Origin of the sequence: Marvinbryantia formatexigens DSM 14469 (assembly GCF_025148285.1) — a bacterium.
Classification (GTDB): domain Bacteria; phylum Bacillota; class Clostridia; order Lachnospirales; family Lachnospiraceae; genus Marvinbryantia; species Marvinbryantia formatexigens.
The window spans coordinates 2,987,810-3,004,514 of sequence record NZ_CP102268.1; the positions used below are offsets into that span (position 1 = coordinate 2,987,810).

Below are 16,705 nucleotides of genomic sequence, written 5' to 3' on the forward strand. Positions count from 1 at the left end.
CAATTTACAATTAACAATACTCAAACAAAAATGAAATATTTCAAAAACAAATCATTGTTATGATAAAAACATCCATAGTAAAGTAAAAAAAGGAGACTTAAAATATGGCAAAATCAAAATTAGTAAAAGCAAATGAAAAGATTGCGGAAAAAGTTGTGGGCGGCTACAAAAAAATCGAGGAAGGTGCCGTAGGAGGATATAAAAAAATAGAAGAGAGCGCAGTCGGCGGCTTCAACAAAATGGCGGATAAATTTGTTGATAACTTCCTCACAAAGGATGGGGAATCAGTAGAAGAGGCGAAGACCCGGCTGGCAGCGGAGCAGAAGGCAAGACAATAGGGATATTGCTGCCAGAACATGCTATTGGAAGTATCTGTCCGGCAATCAAAAGGAAAGAAAAACGGGCAGATACAGGAGGGATTCGGAATGATAAAAATACTTGTAGTGGAAGATGATGAGAAACTGAATCAGATTGTCTGTACGTATCTGAATGACAGCGGTTTTCATGCAAAGGGATGCTTAAATGCCAGGAATGCTTATGACGAAATGTATAATAACCGCTATGACCTGATCATTTCCGATATCATGATGCCGGAGATTGACGGATTTGAATTTGCAGGTACGGTCAGGCAGGTAAGTCCAACAATACCGATCCTTTTTATGTCCGCAAAAGACGACCTGCCCTCCAAGCAGAAAGGATTTCAGTTGGGAATCGATGATTACATGGTAAAGCCCATTGAGCTTGCGGAATTGTTGCTTCGGGTACGGGCGCTTTTGAGGCGGGCAAATATTGAGATGGAACGGAAGATTACGGTTGGGAATCTCCTGCTGGATGCAGACGGTATGAGCGCCGAGATTGACGGGGAAGAAATCAGCCTTACGGCGAGGGAATTTAATCTCATTTATAAATTGTTGTCTTATCCGAAAAAGATATTTTCCAGGGCACAGCTTATGGATGAATTCTGGGGTGTGGAAAGTGAAGCCAGCCTGCGGGCAGTTGACGTTTATGTGACGAAACTCAGGGATAAGTTGTCGGCCTGCGACGGATTTAAGATCGTAACCGTAAGAGGACTTGGATATAAGGCGGTTTTAAAATGAATAAATCAGATCAGAAAGAGTCAGGACTGAGGCGGGAAAGCCTTTTTCCGCCCTCTCTTTTTGGCACATATTTAGGGGTTCTCCTGCTAATGTCAGGTCTTCATACAGGGCTTATTGTCTTATGTAATAGAGTCGGATGGAATGAACTTGTCCAGATAATCATTCCTATGGTCTATTGGGGGATCGTAGCAGTGGGACTTACTTTATTTATCAGAAAGAAAATGAAGGATACCTATGATGAGCCGCTGCATCATCTGGCCGAGGCCACCGATAAGGTTGCAAACGGTGATTTTTCTGTGTATGTCCCCACGATCCACACACAGGATAAATGGGATTATCTGGATGTCATGATTGTAGATTTCAACAAGATGGTGGAAGAACTGGGGAGTATCGAAACACTGAAAACGGATTTTGTATCCAATGTGTCCCACGAAATGAAGACACCCATTGCCATCATAAAGAATTATGCAGAGCTGCTGCAGACAGCAAGCGTCACAGAGGAACAGAGAAGGGAATATGCGGAAAATATCGAAAAGGCTTCTATGCGGCTGTCAAATCTGATCAGTAACATTTTAAAGCTGAATAAGCTGGAAAACCAGACGATTGTTCCGGATCCGGAAACATATGACGTGTGCCGGCAGCTATGTGAGTGTATCCTTCAGTTTGAAGAGTCCTGGGATGACAAAGAGCTGGAACTGCAGACAGAAATTGAAGATATTGCCATGGTGGAGGCGGACGAAAGCCTTCTGGAGCTGGTATGGAATAATCTTCTGTCCAATGCCATTAAATTTACGGAGAAGGGCGGCATGGTTACCGTGAAGCAGACATCGGATGAAAAAACGGTTACAGTGTCTGTTACGGATACGGGATGTGGTATGGCCCCGGATAGTGTAAAACACATTTTTGATAAATTTTATCAGGGGGATACCTCCCATTCAAAAGAAGGAAATGGGATCGGTCTGGCGCTGGTAAAACGGGTATTGGAACTGTCAGACGGTAATATCCAGGTTTTTAGCAGGGAAGGGGAGGGAAGCACTTTCGTTGTAACCCTGCCTGCTGCGGGAGCGCACGAAAATGGGAATGGGGGAAAGTATCATGACCTGTACGGAAAACAGGGGGAAGGAATTTGTAGGATATGAATACAAAGAAATCTGTACGGATAAGGATAAGGCTTCCTTTATAATGGACGGATATGAGAATTTCGGATGGGAGGTGGACGGGAATATCCGTGAGCGTGCGGATGCAGGGTGCAATCTGCATTTTCAGAATAAAGTGGTCCTGCATCTGAAACGGAACCGGAAGATTGTGAACCGGATGGAGCTTACCCGTCTGCAAAGGAATTTTGATGCGTGCGTGAATGAGATTGAAGCCCTGGAGAAGGAAAAAACATCTAAGGCGACCGTATATGCCCTGGCGGTCGGGATTGTGGGAACTGCGTTTATGGCAGCTTCAACCTTTGCGGTAACAGCACAGCCGCCCCACGTATTCCTGTGCGTACTCTTTGCAATACCGGGGGTTATTGGCTGGATACTTCCGTATTTTATATATAAGAGAACGGCCGCAAGGCAGACGGAAAAAATGAACCGGTTGATTGAAGAAAAATATGATGAAATTTATTTGATCTGTGAAAAAGGAAACCGGTTATTGTGAGATCAGGGGAAGGGACATTGGCATGGCCGATGTCCCTTCCCCTAATTTCTTTTATATTTTTGCCGGTAATCAGCAGGGGAGATACCGGTAATGGATTTAAATGCGTCCGTGAAATAGGTACGGGAGCAAAAATGAAGCTGCGCGCTGATTTCCTGAAGGCTGAGCGTCGTTGTTTTTAATAAAGTCTGGGAATGACGGATTCTCTCAGCTTTTAAATATTCATTGTAAGATACTCCCATTTCTTTTTTAAACTTTCTTGAAAAATAGTAGTCTGTATAGCCAAAGTATTTTGCGAGATTCTGCAGCGGAAGTTCATCTTCTATGTGCATCTGAATATAGTCGCAGCAGCTTTGGATGGTCTGTGAAACATTTTGACTGCATTTATATTTGTGGACTCTCTGGATAAAATCTTCGTACATGGTGTGTCCGATTGCCATAGCCTCAGAGACTGTTCTGCAGTCGATAATGCTTTGGATATAGCAATCGCCCAAGGCGTAAGCCGTATCCGGCGAGAGCCCGCCTTCGATGGCTGCACGGACGCATAATGAAATAAATACGATATAAGTAGTCTGGATCTGCTGCATAGGATTGTCAGAATTAACCTGAACGCCATGACTGACCGTGCTGGCCTGGTCGAAAATGGTTTTATAATTCAGGTTTCCATCCCGGATCATCTGCATCAGGGCCTGTTCCGTCTGCCAGACATGATGACGGTCTTTTTTGATTTGCTTTTACAATAGGAAATTAAACGAGAACAAAAAACAGAGCAAATAAACTGACATAAAGTATAATTTATAAGTTGTGTTGTTAAAGTAAATAAATATAATAAGATTATCAAGAGATAAGTCGACAAATCTCCCGAAACAATGAGGCGAAGCTTACATAAATAAAAAATAGTAGAATTTTTCACTCTGCCGCAAGATGATTTTAGGTCGGTTGAGGGATTAGAAAACGCCGGAAACCCGCATAAACTCTATGTTTTTGCGCGTTCTCGGCGTTTCTTTTATCGCCTGTATTAGTGGTGCTTTTTCGGTAAATGGTGCCCAAATGGTGCCCAAATCCCACGCGGGGCTATAAAACGATATAAGAAGCGGTAAAGAGATACAGCGGTTAAAGCTCTAAATCGCTGCTCTTTTTCTTTGCCGCGCTCTTTGCTTTCTTCGGCTCGGCTTTCTCTGCTTTTGCCGGGTCTGCCTGTTTGACCGCCCCATGATAAGCGTCTAAGACTTCTTTTTTGCGTTCAAGCCGCACGTCCACATAACGGGCGGTAACAGCTTCAAAGTTCATAGACAGCCCAAGCGATACGCCGATACCCGCAAGCGGTCTTCCTTTGCTCTGCGTCGCCGGATTTCCTCATGGGCGTTGCAGGCTTCGTTGTGCAGCACCCGTTTACAGAAACTTTGAAAGATACATTGCTTCTGAAATTCCACGCGATTAGGTTCCATGTTCTCACCTCCTTTCGTGTTGAAAGGTGGCGGTACCTCCCCTTTTCGCGGGATAATACAGGCGATTTTTTCAAACGCCGAATGAAAGCGAAACTTTTTTGAAAAAACCTCCCGAAAATACAAAATGCGCCTGTCTGCAAGACGCAGACAGACGCAAAGGAATTGTAAGCAGTATTCAGATGATTTGACAGTTCATATCTAGGGGTAAACGTGTCCCCGGCGGCGGTCGGGCTTTTTTTGGTAAGTCAAAGAAAGTAGAATATCGTCGATATGGTTTATCGCTCATGGCGGCTACCTCCTAATGCCGCCGTTTTATATAGCTATGGGTCGTCGGGCAAGTCGCTGCCACCCGTCTAACGGGTGGCTCGCGCTTCGGCTATAAGCCTTTGTTACTAGGCCCGCGTCTCAAGGCGCTGGCTCTCACTTCGTTCAAGCCACTTTGCTTTTCACTCGTCGCTGCCCCTTCAAGGGGCGTTTGTATTACCGACTACCCCTAAAGGGGTCCTCATATTCTTTCACGCTCAATTTATCCATCATAATATCCGCTCTCTCTTGCTCCTGAATGTACTTCTTTATGGTGTCCTCATTGAGACCTACTGTGCTGACATAGTATCCTTCTGCCCAAAAATGTCTGTTCCCAAATTTATATTTCAGATTTGCGTGGCGGTCAAACATCATTAGGGCACTTTTCCCTTTCAAATATCCCATGAAACTTGATACACTTATTTTGGGCGGAATACTTACCAGCATATGAATATGGTCTGGCATAAGATGACCTTCTATTATTTCAACACCTTTATAATTACAAAGTTGTTTTATAATATCTCTTAGGTCTTCTTTGTATTGATTGTAAATCATTTTTCGTCTATACTTTGGTGTGAAGACGATATGATACTTACACATCCACTTTGTATGTGCAAGTGAGTTGGCTTTCTTCGCCATTGAAATCACCTTTCCTTTCTATATAGTGGCTTGGACACCTCTATTATAGGCGTAAAGGTGATTTCTTTGTATAACAATCACCGCGCACCCGCATAGCGGGTGGTTGATATTTCGTGCGCTTTGCGCACTCAACAGGGTCGATGCCCCGCATAAAAGAAACGGCGGCTCTGAAAATCAAAGCCGCCGATTAAAAGGCGCGTGAAAATGCTTCTGCTCAACTACGGCTTTTTTTCTTTTGCCGTCGTCCGGCAGATAATAATTGTGTTATCACTTCTGATTATTGAGTAATTTCTGTTCCCGCATTATGGATTTCAATGCTACTGATTTCATAAGATAGGCTAATCTTTTCAGAGGACATACTATTTGCAAGTTCAGTAGCTTTATCCGAAAGCAATGTTTTAATATTACTATCCACGATTTCATTTACGCTTAAACCGTCAACATACTGTTGCATTTCTGCGCGAAATGCTTTTAATATACTATCTCTTTCTGCTACGGTTATAGCCGCTGGGTCTGGAAGCGTATAGTTAATGCTATAAAGCGCGTAAAAGAGAAAGTTATAAGACTGTTCTTCCGTAGAAAGAGAAGTTTCGTCGGGTAATGGCTCCACATTCATAGGCTGCTCTTTCTTGTCCAAATAACCGCTAAGGCTAAAAACAGTATTTTTTTCTACTTGCTCATAGTAAATCTCGTTAAGCGAAGCATTAAGCGTCAACATGATAAAATCATAATTATCGTCGTTTGGAGAAATAGCCGCCATTACGTCAGAGTGCGCTTCCAATAGTTCAAGAAAATCATTGTTATCCAATAATAAATTATTGAAGTCAGCTACACTTTGCTGTGAATAGTTATCTGTTTTATACGCAATCAGCTTTTCATACGCAGCAGACGTATTAGAAACAGAGAGGGAATTAGAGCTTTCGCTCACTGGGGCTGTTTCCGGATCAGTCGTTGTGGTGTTGAGTGCGTTGTCTTGTTTGGTCGGATTGTTTTTTCCTGCACACCCTGTTAGCGCACTCATAACTAAAAGAATGGCAAGAATGATTGATAAGTATTTTTTCATGGTAGAAGCTCCTTTCTGTTACCCTTTCCGGGTACAATTTAAGGATAGCGATTTGACTTGAATTGACATTGTATTGAATATGTTTTTTATGTGGAGATAGAAAAGGCGGCAAGCTGAAAAGCTCGCCGCCTGTGAGGATTTTCTAAAACTGTATGGAAACGATAACACCTTGAACAGAATTAGCAATTTTTATTTTTGCCCCATGCAGTTCCAGAATTGTTTTCACAATATATAAGCCTAATCCTGTGCCGCCCGTCTGCCGGTTTCGTGAATGGTCTACCCTGTAAAATGCTTCAAATAATTTTGGAATATCCTCGTCCGGGATATGTACGCCTATATTTTCAATCGTGAGGTTTACTTTTTCAAATTCTTTCCATAACTTGACCGATATATAATTTCCTGCTCCCGAATATGTTGCTGCATTTCCTAAAAGGTTATCTATTACCTTTTGAAGCAACTGAATATCGCCCGAAACATAAAGCCCCGGTATTATGGATTTTTCAACGGTCAGTTCTTTTTGCATGAATAAATCTTCATACGCTGCCAGACGTTCATTTGTGAGTTTACTAAAATCAATATCGGATTTTTTACAGGTATATCCCGGTGTGTCTAAACGGGAAATTGTCAAAAGCTCCTGCACCATTTTTTCCAAAGTATTTGTAACTTCTAAGGATTGTGCAAGGTATGTTTCCCTATCTTTATATCGTCCTACTTGATAGAGCATACCTTGAAGCTGCCCTTTAATAATAGTAATAGGCGTTTTCAATTCATGGGAAGCCGCTGAAAAAAACTCTATCCGCTGCTGTTCAAGCTGTCTTTCCATATCAATATCTGCTTGCAGTTTTTGATTAGTCGCCTGTAATTCAGAAAGTGCCGTCGTCAATTTCTGTGAAAGTGTATTTAGACTGTTAGACAACACACCTATTTCATCAGTACGTCCAGTAGGGCAAAACCCGTTGAAATCCATAGCTGCCATTTGCCTTGAAAGTTTACTAACTTTTTTAATGGGCGCGGTCATATACCATGTATAGAAAAATGCAGCAAGAGTAGATGTGCAAAGAATAACTACACTTAAAATCGGAATAGTTTTATTAAGTGCTTCTACTATTTGGCTTTGTTTGTCTGTGTTTTGAACAATAATCAAAAAGTATTGTTCGGTTCCATCTTGAAAATATATAGGAGTGCTTTCTGTTTTTTGAAAAGTATCAAAATCCTCAATTCTTTTTCCTGTGGGAATATCTAAATCTGATAGTGTAAGTTCTTCGCCAGAGCTTGTAAAAATATGCAAACTATACTCGTTATCATATTGCTCGTAAAGAATATTAGAGCAAACGTCAAAAAAGATAGGGCTTTCTTCACAACTATATCCCGACAATTCTTCTGCAAACTGATAAATGAGATATTCAATATCAGAAAGCGTGTATTTGTAAACGTAAGGGGCAAAGTGATATATACAAGTGCAGGTTATTGTTGAACACGCAATCATCAATATTGTAGTGAAAAGAAAAACTTTAACTGATAATTTACTTCTAATTCTCTTTATCAATTCTATATCCCACCCCTCTAATCGTTTCTATGTAGTCAGCAGTACCAAGTTTTTTCCGTAGGTTTTTTATATGCGTATCAATAATGCGCTCCTCCCCGAAAAATTCATATTTCCAAAGTGTTTGCAACAGATTTTGTCGTGTCAATATCCTGCCTTTGTGGGTCAGCAATTCTCGCAGTATTTCAAACTCGCGGGGAGTAAGGTCAACACTTTCTTGACCGTTATAAACTTTGTAACCGTCCAAATCCAGTGTTAAATCCTTATAGTTTATAGTTTGCGGCACGTCATCTTGCCTTGATGAACGCCGCAGAACAGCAGCTATTTTCCGCAATAGAACTGGCATAGAAAACGGCTTCGTAATATAGTCGTCAGCTTGCAAGTCTAAGCCCTTTATTTGATTTTCTTCGTTATCCAGTGCTGTAAGCATGATAATAGGCACGTTGGATTTTTGCCGGATAACCTCGCAAACACCGTAACCGTCTATTTTGGGAAGCATAATATCAAGTAGTACCAAGTCGAAAGTCTGTTCAGAATATTTTGCAAGGGCTTCCACACCGTCAGCAGCCAGTACAACGCTGTGTCCGGCTTCTTGTATAAAATCATGCAATAGTGCCTGTATGGATATATCGTCCTCAACAATCAAGATTTTACTCATGGCGCACCTCCTAACTGTAAATTGTAACAGGGTAATTTGAATCTATTGTGTAGATTTGATTTTTTTGTATCTTTTATCTTTTGGTTTCTGCGCGTCTTTTGGTATCAGCCACATATAACCGATTTTTGAAATACCCGGTATTCGATTGTCCTCACAAAGTTTCTGTACTCGTCTTTCTGAAATGCCCCATTTTTTCGCTGCTTCGGGGCAAGACATATATTCCATAATTCGCCCGTCCTTTCTTCAAACTCTATCAGTATAATTATATACGGGTAGCCGTATAATAGCAAGTGCCAAAGTATGAATTATTTTGGCTAATGATAAGAACTGTGTAGACATATCTAAACAAAGAAAGGAACAGTAAAATGTAGTTGGGTGAATTATTATGGCAAAAAGACCAGTACCTTTATATGACTTTGCAGCTTTCGGGCAAGCCATAAAAGCAGCGCGGACAGGCAGAAATGAAAGCCGCAAGAAAGTAAGCGACGAAATGAACATTTCCCCTCGCTACCTTGCGAATATTGAGAATAAAGGGCAACAGCCAAGCCTGCAAATCTTTTATGAGCTTGTTACCCGTTATGACATATCCGTAGACCAATTCTTTTTCCTGGATAAGGCAGCGGAAAAATCGACGCAAAGGCGGCAGCTCGACACGCTGCTTGACAGCATAAGCGATAAGGACATACGGATTGTTACCGCAACGGCGAAAGAAATTGCAGAAGTCGAAAACGAAAATTGAATAGGCTTTAGGAAGCGTTGTAATCTTTTTGAGATCGCAGCGTTTTTCTTTTGTGTAAGTTTGGCAAAACGGGGCTTTCCGTTGTAGTAGGGAGTAAGGAAAAACTTTCGTAGCAAGCATAGGAAGCGGGTATCCACTTCCGTATTTTCGCCCTCCTGCGCTGCGGCGCGTCGGTTGAAAATGGCTTGTTGGGAAGTGTCCCAAACCCTCGGAACGGAAAGGAGCGAAAGCATGGACGGACGCAAAAGAACGGTACAAATCAAGTTTAGAGTAACAGAAGCGGAACGGGATTTAATTCTTGAAAAAATGAAGCTCGTTCCTACCCGGAACATGGAAGCCTATTTGCGGAAAATGGCAATCGACGGGTACATTATCCAAGTAGACCATAGCGACATAAAAGCTATGACAGCGGAGATACAGAAAATCGGTGTCAACGTCAATCAGATTGCAAAACGCGTGAACAGTACGGGCAGCGTCTATCAAGAGGACATAGAGGAAATTAAGGGGGTACTTAATGAGATATGGCGGTTACAAAGATTAAGCCTATTAAAAGCACGTTGAGCAAAGCCCTTGACTATATCCAAAATCCCGATAAGACGGACGGGAAAATGCTTGTGTCCTCCTTTGGGTGCAGCTATGAAACGGCAGACATTGAGTTTGAATATACCTTGTCGCAGGCTCTCCAAAAGGGGAACAATTTAGCCTTTCATCTGATACAGTCCTTTGAGCCGGGGGAAGTGGATTATGAAACAGCCCACAAAATCGGAAAGCAGCTTGCCGACGCGGTAACAAAGGGGCAGTATGAGTATGTATTGACGACGCACATTGACAAAGGACACGTCCATAATCACATTATTTTCTGCGCGGTCAATTTTGTAGACCACCACAAATACAATTCCAATAAGCGCAGTTATTACGGCATACGGAACATGAGCGACAGGCTGTGCCGGGAAAACGGCTTATCCGTCGTTGTCCCGAAAAAAGGAAACAAGGGAAAGAGTTATGCAGAGTATCAAGCGGAAAAGACGGGAACCAGTTGGAAAGGTAAGCTGAAAATCGCCGTTGACGCACTCATTCCCCAAGTATCAAGTTTTGAGGAATTGTTACAACGGCTGCAAGCTGCGGGCTATGAGATAAAGCCGGGAAAATATGTGTCCTGCCGCGCTCCCGGACAGGAACGCTGTACCCGCCTTAAAACCCTCGGCGCAGAGCAAAGGTTATGAACACTGGGCGAAAATCCACAATCTGAAACAGGCAGCTAAGACCATGAATTTCTTGACGGAAAATAAGATTGAACAGTATGCGGATTTAGTCAGCCGGACCCTTGAAGTGGCAGCGGAAAGCGAACAGGCGGCAGACACATTAAAGAGTGTTGAAAAACGGCTTGCGGATATGGCGGTGCTGATGAAGCACGTCGCCACCTATCAAAAGACAAAGCCCGTTTATGACGCATACCGCAAGACCTGCTTGTTTCCGGCAAGATGGCGGCTGCCATTGTCCGCGGCGTGCAGTCCCATCCGGGGAAGGGCATGAGCATCAAGCATTTTGTGGCAAATAACTGTGAACTTCACAGGAATGAATCCTCCTCCAATATGAGTGAAAGAACGCTTCGGGAGCTGTATCTGAAAGGCTTTGAGATTGCGGTAAAGGAATCTTCGCCAATGACCGTGATGGCTTCCTATAATATGGTCAATGGAGTTTATGCTACGAATAACCATGATACTCTGGTAAAGGTTCTGCGGAATGAATGGGGATTTGAAGGCATGGTAATGAGTGACTGGGATTCTATCACATGTGAACGGGGAGACAGTATGAAAGCCAGAACAGCGGATATTTTAAAAGCCCCGGCGGCACAGTGCAATCTGATCATGCCGGGCCGTCCGGATCAGATCGAAGCATTAGAAAGAGGTGTGGAGGAAGGTCTGGTAAAGCTGGACGATCTGAAGCGGTGTGCGGCAAGAGTGCTGGAAATGGTAGCAGGAAATACTGTATACAAATATAAAATACAGGAATAAACTGGAAAACTGCTGCGGTCGAGTCCTGTTCCGGATAATCCAGGAAGCCTTACGAAACTTGTGGAAAATGCAGTGCTGTAAAAAAGTAATGCGTCTATATAGAAACATACGAGCCGCCGGAAGGTATGATGAATACCTGCCGGCGGCTCAATTTTTAAATTTGCTTAAAAGGTCAGGAAAACGGTGAAAACAGTTCCTTTTCCCGGAATGCTGCTTACAGAAATTCTGCCGTTATACAACTCAACGATTCTGGCTGCAATCGGAAGCCCCAGTCCGAGACCCTTGGAAGATTTCTCTTTCTTTACCTGATAGTATTTCTGAAAAATCTTTTGTATTTCCTCTTCTGTCATACCGATTCCGGTGTCGGAAACCGATATTTCATAAACGGAGTCCGTTTCTTTTGAAGAAATCGTGATACGCCCGTGCTCTGGCGTGTATTTCACTGCGTTGCCTATGAGGTTCTGCCATACATGCTGCATCAGTTCCTGATTTCCATAATAGGTCATGGGCGACAGTTCCACGGATACGTCAATATTTTTTTCCTGGCATTGCGGATAAAGGCAGATCACACAGGTACGGATCTGTTCATCCAGGGAATAGGGCTCTTTATCCGGCGGAAGCTGCTGGGTTTCCAGATTGGAAAGGAGAAGCTGGTTTTTGGTAAGCTCTGTGAGGCGGTCCGCTTCGTTTGCTATAATCTGCAGGTATTTTTCCCGCTGTTCTTTTGGCAGGTCGCGTTCCAGGAGCAGATGGGCAAATCCGCTGATGGACGTCAGTGGCGTTTTAAATTCATGGGAGAATTCATTGGTAAAATCCTCTTTTAGTGCTCTGACGCTTTTCAGCTCCCGTCCCATCTGGTTAAAATCGTGGTAAACCTCACGGAGGGGACCGGCATGGTCTTCATCCAGCAGCGTATCATAATCCCCGTCAGCAATCTGAGCCAGTCCGTGGGACAATTTAAGGAAATACCGGATCAGATACAGGCTGAAAGAGAACGACAGGGTGGCAACCAGAATGCCCATCGGAAATAGCATACCAAGAGAAATTATTGGATCTTCGCCAAGCTGGTGGTCAAAAAATTTGACAGCAATCGTCTGCACTGACAGAAATGTACAGGTTGCTCCAATGGAAATCGTAATAGATTCAAAAAGAATCCATTTTGTCAGGCTGTGAAGCTGCTTCCTCAATTTTTGATTCTGCCTGATCAGTTGTTTTAAATTTTTTACCGGATTATTCATGCGATGCACCTAAAACGGCTTTATATCCGAGCCCTTTGATTGTGATAATCTGAAATTCCGTAAAATCAGACACCCGGCTGCGCAGCCTGCTGATGTGCGTTTTGACAGTATCCTCGGAGCTGTCGGAATCAAATCCCCAGATATCGTCAAGCAACTGGCTTTTTGTAAAAATGATTCCCGGATAAGAAAGCAGCTTATATAATAATTCAAATTCTTTTTTGGGAAGTTCTATGGAGCAGGAAGCTTTACTTAAAGTATAAGTTGCTTCGTCCAGTACGGTTTCCCCAATTACGATTTTCCGTGCATTTGTAATATCCGCACGGCGCAGCAATGCGTCGATCCGCCAATGCAGTTCTTCATAGTTTACCGGTTTTGTCATGTAGTCGTCCGTCCCGATGGAAAACCCGATCCTTTTATCGTTGAAAGACTGTTTCGCTGTTAAGATTAATGCAGGCAGCTTGAAGCCGTTCCGGCGGATTTCCTTAATTAACTCAAAACCGTCCATACCCGGCATCATGACATCTGTCAGCAGCAGATCGACATGCCTGGATTCCAGAATCTCTAAGGCTTCCATGCCGTCAGATGCGAGAAGGATGGTATAGAAAGGTCTTAACCTTTCTGAAATAAGCAGGCGGATATTATCATTATCTTCCGCAATTAATATAGTAACCATAATAGAAAAACCTCCTTTTGTATGCCCGCTTTGCGGGCGGATTATATAGGAAAGCCCACGACTCCCACCGCACTCCTGCATGGAGACTGGGCTTTCATAGTAAATGACTGTATTTTACGGAAGAAAGGTAAACTATTCGTAAAAATTCTGGAGAAAATACGGAAAAAATTTCCACCTGCGTGGATAAAAAAATTTTGGCTGTTTACGATGATGTTACTTTCGGGGGATAACATACCCGCAGAACAGAAAAAGGAGGTAAAAGATGAACAGAATTATTTGTATCAGCAGAGAATACGGCAGCGGCGGTCATGAGGCTGCAAAGCGGATCGCCGGGCATCTGGCAAGCAGTATCTTTATAACTGCTCCCGCTGAATTCCGGGCAGGGAGAAAGCAAAGAGCATTTCCGGGGATGGAGAGCAAAAAAATGGAAGCAAAAATCCGGATGGCAGATCTGATTGCGGAATCCTTTGGGAAAATGAAGGAGGGACTGTAGGATGAACGGGGTTTCAAAATTTGTTGTGAAAAAGAAAGGGCTTATTGTAGCGCTGGTGCTGCTCCTGACGGTTGTTTTTACCTGGCTCTTTTTTCAGGTAAAAATCAACTACAATATGACGGATTACCTGCCGGAGGATGCAAACTCCACTGTTGCGCTGAACGTTATGGAGACAGAGTTTGGCGAAGCCATTCCAAACTGTAACGTGCTGATCAGGGATCTGTCGATAGAAGAGGCGCTGGGGACAAAGGCGCAGCTTGAAGAAATCGACGGCATTGAAAAGGTAAGCTGGCTGGACGATGTGGTTGACTTAAAAATGCCGCTGGAAGTCCAGGACCAGGATATGATCGATGATTATTACCGGAACGGGGATGCCCTGTTTTCTGTCACAATCGCTGACGGGCAGGAGCGGGCGGCTACGGACCATATCATGGAAACCTTCGGCGATGATGTCCTGATGAATGGGAATGCTGTGGAACAGGCGGATTCCCAGAGGCTTGCCATCACAGAGACGGTAAAGGCAATCTGTGTGCTGGGACCGCTTATTATCCTGATCCTGATGATTGCCACCACAAGCTGGCTGGAACCGTTTATCTATCTGACGGCGATCGGCGCGGCAGTGCTGATCAACCTGGGAACGGAAATTTTCCGGGGCGAAATCTCTTATGTGACACTGGCGGTAGCGCCCATGCTGCAGATGGCAGTATCCCTGGATTATGCGGTATTCCTGTCAGCCAGCTTCTCGAAGCGGAGGAAAACCTGCAAAGACGACGCGACGGCAATGCAGTATGCGATGAAGGATTCCATGAAATCCATTGCAGCCAGCGCCCTGACAACGATTTTCGGATTTTTCGCCCTGACCCTGATGGATTTCAAGATCGGTCCCGATATGGGGATCAGCCTTGTAAAGGGCGTGATCCTGAGCTTTGTTTCCTGTATGACTTTCCTGCCGGCGGCGATCCTTCTGCTGAATAAGTGGATCGATAAGACCCGCCACAGAAGGTTTCTGCCTGACTTTACCGGCGCGGGAAAAGTGGCGGTAAAAATCCGCAACCCGATTTTTCTTGTGGTAGCTGTCCTTGCAGTATTCTGCTATCTGGGGCAGGGAAAGAACCAGTTTACCTATGGTTCCGGGGATGCCGCGGGAAATACGGAAGCATCGGTTGCAATCAAAGAGGAATTTGGCGAGACAAATACAATGGTCCTTATGGTTCCCAATACAAACCGGAATTATGAAAAAGTGCTTTGCAACGAAATTGAGCAGATGGACCATGTGACGGATGTCATGTCCTATACCACCGAGGTGGGGGCAGAGATTCCGCCGGAATACCTGTCGGATGATATCCGGGAAAATTTCTACGGCGAGCATTATGCGAGAATCATCATCTATTCGGATCTTCCGGATGAATGCGATGAGGCGTTTACCCTGGTGGAAAATGTACGAGGTTCAGCCAGAGAGCTGTACGGGGACGATGTATTATCCTGCGGGCAGAGCGCAAACCTCTACGATATGAAGAACACCATAGAGGCGGATAATACCCTGGTAAATATTGTAACGGTAGCTGCAATTTATGTAATCCTGCTGATCATGCTGAAATCCTGGATCCTGCCGATCATTCTGATCCTGACGATTAAGATCGCAATCTGGATCAACATGGCGATCCCGTTCTTTGCGGGAAGCAGCCTGATCTACCTCGGCTATCTGGTGGTAAGCACGGTACAGATGGGAGCGACCATTGATTATGCGATCCTACTGGCTGACCATTATCTGGAAAACAGGAAGAAATGGCGGGCGAAGGAAGCAATGGAAAAGACCATGGGAGAGGTGATACCGTCCGTTCTGGTGTCTGCTTCGATCCTTGCGATTGCCGGATTCGCGCTGGCGCTGGTTTCTTCCAATGATATGGTAGTGGCGCTGGGAATCCTGATCGGCAGAGGCGCACTGCTTCCGCTGCTGGTGGTACATATTTTCCTTCCGGCATTGCTGATCTTACTGGACAAGCTGATTTTCACGGATAAGCGTGTGCCGGTTACCATGTGGGAAATGGAATATTACAAGGGTGATGAAAAAAATGCAGCAGCTTCCAGACGTCCGGAAAGTGAGGGAAAAGCTGCAGGCAGAACCGGTTTCCTGGGTGTGAAGCAGGAAGAAACGTATGAAGATCTTGATGATACTGATATCTGGACAGGAGGTAAAGAATGATGAAGAAAAGATATAAGAAAGCAACCGCACTGGCGCTTACCGCAGGGGTAATTTGCAGCATGGGAGTAACCATATCCGCAGCGACGAACGCGGAATACACCAAAAATGAGAATATTTATGTAAGACTGGAGCAGGACGGGCAGGTTGACGGCGTATATGTGGTAAACTCTTTCGATGTGACAAAAGCCGGAGAGATTTCTGATTACGGCGATTATGCAGCAGTTTATAACCTTACCAATCTGGATGAGATTGTGAGCGATAAAGAGGAACAGACCTTTGAGGCGGAGGAAGGAAAGTTTTACTATCAGGGAAATATTGAGAAGGCGGAGCTGCCCTGGACCTTTGAAATTGTATACACGCTGGATGGAGACCAGGTAGAAGGGGAAGAACTGGAAGGCGCGGAGGGCGAACTGGAAATGCAGATCCATATCAGGAAAAACCCGTCCTTTACGGAAGACGCATTCTTTAATACCTGCCTGCTTCAGGCAACGGTTACGCTGGATTCCGAGTTGTGCGACAATATAGCGGCGGAAAAGACCACCCTTCCCACGGAAGAGGGGACGGAGCCGACCGTGGAGGCAGCATCCATTGCAGATGCAGGCGGAAATGAGCAGATTACCTTTACCGTCAACCCCGGTACAGAAACGGACTTGACCGTAAAAACAGATGTGGAAAACTTTGAGATGGATGATATCTCCATTGCCGGCGTCCCGACAGGGGCGGTCGTGGCACAGGATGAGAATGCTGAGAACGCTGAAAATGCGGAAACGGCGGACGAGGGCAGTCAGCAGACGTTATCTTTTACCTCTGCGGAGAATAAACATACGGACCATATTGTGTTTGCAATATCCGCCCCCGGCGTCAAGATTCCCGACCCTGTGGCAACCAAGGTGATTGAAGAAAAAATAAGCTTCCTGGAGAAGGTGAAAAGCCTGTTTGAGTGAGG

General features: G+C 44.4%; 19 protein-coding genes and 1 pseudogene. 11 read left to right on the top strand and 9 right to left on the bottom strand.

Going from position 1 to position 16,705, the window contains the following annotated elements; genetic code table 11:
- Positions 1–104: 104 nt before the first annotated feature.
- The 4 genes from NQ534_RS13965 (at position 105) to NQ534_RS13980 (ending at position 2,747) form a co-directional block, all read left to right on the top strand.
- Positions 105–338, top strand: coding sequence for a hypothetical protein (locus NQ534_RS13965; protein ID WP_006860133.1), 234 nt, complete (start codon positions 105–107; stop codon positions 336–338).
- Between the two features lie 87 nt (positions 339–425).
- The gene (locus NQ534_RS13970; RefSeq protein ID WP_040781329.1) at positions 426–1,097 is read left to right on the top strand and encodes a response regulator transcription factor; all 672 of its coding nucleotides are present in this window, start codon (positions 426–428) and stop codon (positions 1,095–1,097) included.
- Positions 1,094–2,236, top strand: a complete 1,143-nt coding sequence (locus NQ534_RS13975; protein WP_006860135.1) for a HAMP domain-containing sensor histidine kinase — start codon at positions 1,094–1,096, stop codon at positions 2,234–2,236. The genes NQ534_RS13970 and NQ534_RS13975 overlap by 4 nt, the downstream gene beginning before the upstream one ends.
- Positions 2,172–2,747 (top strand): hypothetical protein, encoded by a 576-nt coding sequence (locus NQ534_RS13980; RefSeq protein WP_242655294.1) that lies wholly within the window; start codon positions 2,172–2,174, stop codon positions 2,745–2,747. Before NQ534_RS13975 ends, NQ534_RS13980 begins: the two co-directional genes overlap by 65 nt.
- A 41-nt stretch (positions 2,748–2,788) precedes the next feature.
- Here NQ534_RS13980 and NQ534_RS13985 read toward each other — a convergent pair whose 3' ends face one another.
- From NQ534_RS13985 to NQ534_RS14015, 7 genes are all read right to left on the bottom strand, one after another.
- A complete protein-coding gene (locus tag NQ534_RS13985; RefSeq protein ID WP_006860137.1) occupies positions 2,789–3,427 on the bottom strand; it encodes a helix-turn-helix domain-containing protein in 639 nt (212 codons plus the stop codon).
- 430 nt (positions 3,428–3,857) lie between these two features.
- Positions 3,858–4,034, bottom strand: a complete 177-nt coding sequence (locus NQ534_RS13990; RefSeq protein ID WP_006860138.1) for a hypothetical protein — start codon at positions 4,032–4,034, stop codon at positions 3,858–3,860.
- Positions 4,035–4,672: 638 nt separating this feature from the next.
- A complete protein-coding gene (tnpA, locus tag NQ534_RS13995) occupies positions 4,673–5,134 on the bottom strand; it encodes an IS200/IS605 family transposase (RefSeq protein WP_006862666.1) in 462 nt (153 codons plus the stop codon).
- Between the two features lie 277 nt (positions 5,135–5,411).
- Positions 5,412–6,197 carry a hypothetical protein gene (locus NQ534_RS14000; RefSeq protein WP_006863683.1) on the bottom strand — a complete coding sequence of 262 codons (786 nt, stop codon included), beginning with the start codon at positions 6,195–6,197 and terminating at the stop codon, positions 5,412–5,414.
- A 142-nt stretch (positions 6,198–6,339) separates the two neighbouring features.
- Entirely contained in the window at positions 6,340–7,743 is a 1,404-nt protein-coding gene (locus NQ534_RS14005) for a HAMP domain-containing sensor histidine kinase (protein ID WP_050778371.1), read from the bottom strand.
- A complete protein-coding gene (locus tag NQ534_RS14010; RefSeq protein WP_006863685.1) occupies positions 7,727–8,398 on the bottom strand; it encodes a response regulator transcription factor in 672 nt (223 codons plus the stop codon). The genes NQ534_RS14005 and NQ534_RS14010 overlap by 17 nt, the downstream gene beginning before the upstream one ends.
- Before the next feature lie 42 nt (positions 8,399–8,440).
- Entirely contained in the window at positions 8,441–8,623 is a 183-nt protein-coding gene (locus NQ534_RS14015; RefSeq protein ID WP_006863686.1) for a helix-turn-helix domain-containing protein, read from the bottom strand.
- Positions 8,624–8,783: 160 nt separating this feature from the next.
- Between NQ534_RS14015 and NQ534_RS14020 the strand changes: the two genes are divergently transcribed.
- The 4 genes and pseudogenes from NQ534_RS14020 (at position 8,784) to NQ534_RS14035 (ending at position 11,152) form a co-directional block, all read left to right on the top strand.
- On the top strand, positions 8,784–9,137 hold the full coding sequence (locus tag NQ534_RS14020; protein ID WP_006863687.1) for a helix-turn-helix transcriptional regulator: 354 nt from the start codon (positions 8,784–8,786) through the stop codon (positions 9,135–9,137).
- A gap of 231 nt (positions 9,138–9,368) precedes the next feature.
- Positions 9,369–9,698, top strand: coding sequence for a plasmid mobilization protein (locus NQ534_RS14025; protein WP_040784816.1), 330 nt, complete (start codon positions 9,369–9,371; stop codon positions 9,696–9,698).
- Positions 9,659–10,598: pseudogene (locus NQ534_RS14030) on the top strand (relaxase/mobilization nuclease domain-containing protein); the annotation flags it as partial. The gene NQ534_RS14025 and the pseudogene NQ534_RS14030, both read left to right, overlap by 40 nt.
- A gap of 68 nt (positions 10,599–10,666) precedes the next feature.
- Positions 10,667–11,152 carry a glycoside hydrolase family 3 N-terminal domain-containing protein gene (locus tag NQ534_RS14035; protein ID WP_006863691.1) on the top strand — a complete coding sequence of 162 codons (486 nt, stop codon included), beginning with the start codon at positions 10,667–10,669 and terminating at the stop codon, positions 11,150–11,152.
- A gap of 164 nt (positions 11,153–11,316) precedes the next feature.
- Here the strand turns inward: NQ534_RS14035 and NQ534_RS14040 are convergent, their stop codons facing one another.
- Positions 11,317–12,339 carry a sensor histidine kinase gene (locus NQ534_RS14040; RefSeq protein ID WP_176944211.1) on the bottom strand — a complete coding sequence of 341 codons (1,023 nt, stop codon included), beginning with the start codon at positions 12,337–12,339 and terminating at the stop codon, positions 11,317–11,319.
- 43 nt (positions 12,340–12,382) lie between these two features.
- Positions 12,383–13,063 carry a response regulator transcription factor gene (locus NQ534_RS14045; RefSeq protein ID WP_006863694.1) on the bottom strand — a complete coding sequence of 227 codons (681 nt, stop codon included), beginning with the start codon at positions 13,061–13,063 and terminating at the stop codon, positions 12,383–12,385.
- Positions 13,064–13,325: 262 nt separating this feature from the next.
- On the opposite strand from NQ534_RS14045, the gene NQ534_RS14050 reads away from it, so the two are divergent.
- Genes NQ534_RS14050 through NQ534_RS14060 form a run of 3 tightly spaced genes read left to right on the top strand, consistent with a single transcriptional unit; the run spans position 13,326 to position 16,703 of the window.
- Positions 13,326–13,556, top strand: coding sequence for a hypothetical protein (locus tag NQ534_RS14050; protein ID WP_040784818.1), 231 nt, complete (start codon positions 13,326–13,328; stop codon positions 13,554–13,556).
- Position 13,557: 1 nt separating this feature from the next.
- Positions 13,558–15,759, top strand: a complete 2,202-nt coding sequence (locus NQ534_RS14055) for an efflux RND transporter permease subunit (protein WP_006863696.1) — start codon at positions 13,558–13,560, stop codon at positions 15,757–15,759.
- A complete protein-coding gene (locus tag NQ534_RS14060) occupies positions 15,756–16,703 on the top strand; it encodes a hypothetical protein (protein ID WP_006863697.1) in 948 nt (315 codons plus the stop codon). Before NQ534_RS14055 ends, NQ534_RS14060 begins: the two co-directional genes overlap by 4 nt.
- The last annotated feature ends 2 nt before the right edge of the window (positions 16,704–16,705 follow it).